Annotated in this window: 4 protein-coding genes; 1 reads left to right on the forward strand and 3 read right to left on the reverse strand. The window is 31.1% G+C overall.

Annotated features, from left to right (window positions below; translation table 11 throughout):
- A partial coding sequence (locus VK998_RS06525; RefSeq protein ID WP_325226732.1) for a hypothetical protein occupies window positions 1–289 on the reverse strand: 289 nt, incomplete at its 3' end.
- 205 nt (window positions 290–494) lie between these two features.
- On the opposite strand from VK998_RS06525, the gene VK998_RS06530 reads away from it, so the two are divergent.
- The gene (locus tag VK998_RS06530) at window positions 495–875 is read left to right on the forward strand and encodes a hypothetical protein (RefSeq protein ID WP_325226734.1); all 381 of its coding nucleotides are present in this window, start codon (window positions 495–497) and stop codon (window positions 873–875) included.
- A gap of 20 nt (window positions 876–895) precedes the next feature.
- Here VK998_RS06530 and iadA read toward each other — a convergent pair whose 3' ends face one another.
- Both iadA and VK998_RS06540 read right to left on the reverse strand, forming a co-directional pair.
- Entirely contained in the window at window positions 896–2,038 is a 1,143-nt protein-coding gene (gene iadA, locus VK998_RS06535) for a beta-aspartyl-peptidase (protein WP_325226736.1), read from the reverse strand.
- Window positions 2,039–2,066: 28 nt separating this feature from the next.
- The coding region (locus tag VK998_RS06540; RefSeq protein ID WP_325226738.1) for a hypothetical protein at window positions 2,067–2,333 on the reverse strand (267 nt) is incomplete at its 5' end.

Consider the following 2,333-nt stretch of genomic DNA (forward strand, 5'->3'; position numbering starts at 1 on the left):
TATTCTTCTCCATGGATTCAAATCTTTTGTCCATTGCTTCAAATTTGGCATTGGTATTCTTCTCCATGGATTCAAATCTTTTGTCCATTGCTTCAAATTTGGCATTGGTATTCTTCTCCATGGATTCAAATCTTTTGTCCATTGCTTCAAATTTGGCATTGGTATTCTTCTCCATGGATTCAAATCTTTCGTCCATTGCTTCAAATTTTGCATTGGTGTTCTTTTCCAATGATGAAATTTGCCCCTGTATGTTCTCTAATAAAGTCAAAATCCTCTCTTCATTATTCACATTTATCCCTCCAATCTTAAGCTAACTTTATAGTTTTTAAGATTTCCCGTTTATATTTATATATAATTATATCATATTATTCTATATTATATCTAAATTCTTATATTAAATATAAAATATCATCATTTCTATTTTTTAGGGCATAATAAGTCCAAGGCTATTTCAAACTTATAATATAAATTTCTTATACAAGGAGTGAACTTTCTTGGAAATCCGTGAAAACACAATAATCCCTTTAGGTTACGGCAAATTTGTTCGGTCGGATAAAATTGTTGCCCTAGATCCTATCGAAGAAAAAAGAGGGCCTGGACGACGTACTTTAGTATATATTGAAAATCTAAAAAATCCCATTATTGCTTCTAGAACAGAAACTACTATTTTAGCTAATATGTCAAAAACTCCTAAAGAAGTATTAGAAGCCACATCTGCTATGGAACTTCTACAGGATATATTAGATGATATTGAACAAATTGGCCCTATGTTGAGGAAAAGTATTTTAGACGAAGCTAGTTTGGACCTAGAACGCATCCAAATGAAAATTCAAGAAATATTAGGCCATGATATTGATTCTATAGAAGATGAGTGAGAAAACATCCAGATACTTTCTCACTCATAGGTCCCTTTTTTCAATAATTGCCCTTCATCCATCATCAATTCTCCATTTGCAATTACAGTTTTGATTTCCAAGTTATTATCTACTATTAATAAATCAGCATGGGAATTTTCTTTGATTATACCTTTCTCAGGATAAATATTTAATGCTATTGATACATTTAATGTAAAAAACTTTAGAGCCTTTTCCAAATCAAATCCTAAATCCAATACCATAGATTTAAACTCTTCATAAAGGCTATTTACTGAAGAAGCACCTATTTCTAATATATTTCCATTATCATCATATCGAGACCAACTTCCATATCCATCAGAGCTAATAGTTATATTTTCTAAAGGAATTCCTAGTGTTTCTGCTCTTTTAATAACATTCCTTGGAGATAGTTCATCGTATATCCCACAGGTCAAATCTATTATGCCACCTTTCTTTGCATATTCTAAAGATTCGACTAATAATTCTTTCTTCCTATTTACATGGGTGGGTCTAATAGTCCTAATAGGTATATCAGTCTCATCAATAACTTCGTTTATTAGCCTTAATCCTTTTTTCCCGTTCCCCATATGTACTACAACTATTCCTGCTTTCCCAGAAAGCATTCCTGCTATTCTTACATCAGAGGCTAATCTGGCTAATTCATCATATGATAAACTAGAGGATCTATGATCTGATAAAGCAATTTTTACACCTATAACCTCTTCTATAAACACAATATCCTTCTTTACCGAACCTGTTAAAGTAGGTGACGGATATTCATAAGCTCCTGTATGAACATAAACGGATATCCCTTCTTCTTTAAGAGCTTTAGCTTTAGCTACTAAATTTTCAATATTTCTAGTAGTTGAGTCTGTCCCTAAAAGGCCTACTACTGTAGTTATCCCTCCTTCGATTAATTTCGATAAACTAATCTCAGGAACTCTTGTCTTAAAACTTCCTTCTCCTCCTCCACCAGTAATATGGACGTGATTATCTATAAATCCTGGAATCAACTTTTTTCCATTACCCTCAATAATTTTGATCTTATTTGAAAAAGTTTCAATATTATCATCTATTAAGGTAATTTTACCATTACTAATAAATACATCTTTCGCCCCTATATACTGAGGATCGTATACTTCTATTTTTTTTATTAGTATCATAAATATCGTCTCCCAAATTATTTAATAACTATTTGAAAATCCATTTGTTTATATCTTCAAAATTTTCCCAACTAATATGTTCTATATTGTTTTTAAGACAATAATCCCTCAGATGATCTCTAGCAAACAGATAGTCTACTTTATCTGCTACGTTTATATCTGTAGATCCATCTCCTATAAATATAATCTTATCATACTTCTTTTTATATTCCTTTGCAATTTCCACCTTAAAATCAATATAATCGTCCTTGACAATTAAATCGGGATAATGTATTTCATCATAATGTTCTACTTT

Source organism: Schnuerera sp. (assembly GCF_035459645.1).
GTDB lineage: Bacteria > Bacillota > Clostridia > Tissierellales > Tepidimicrobiaceae > Schnuerera.

What these genes read in the sequence shown, in the direction of transcription:
- iadA (WP_325226736.1), bottom strand. Translation starts at nt 2,038, where the DNA reads ATGATACTAATAAAAAAAATAGAAGTATACGATCCTCAGTATATAGGG.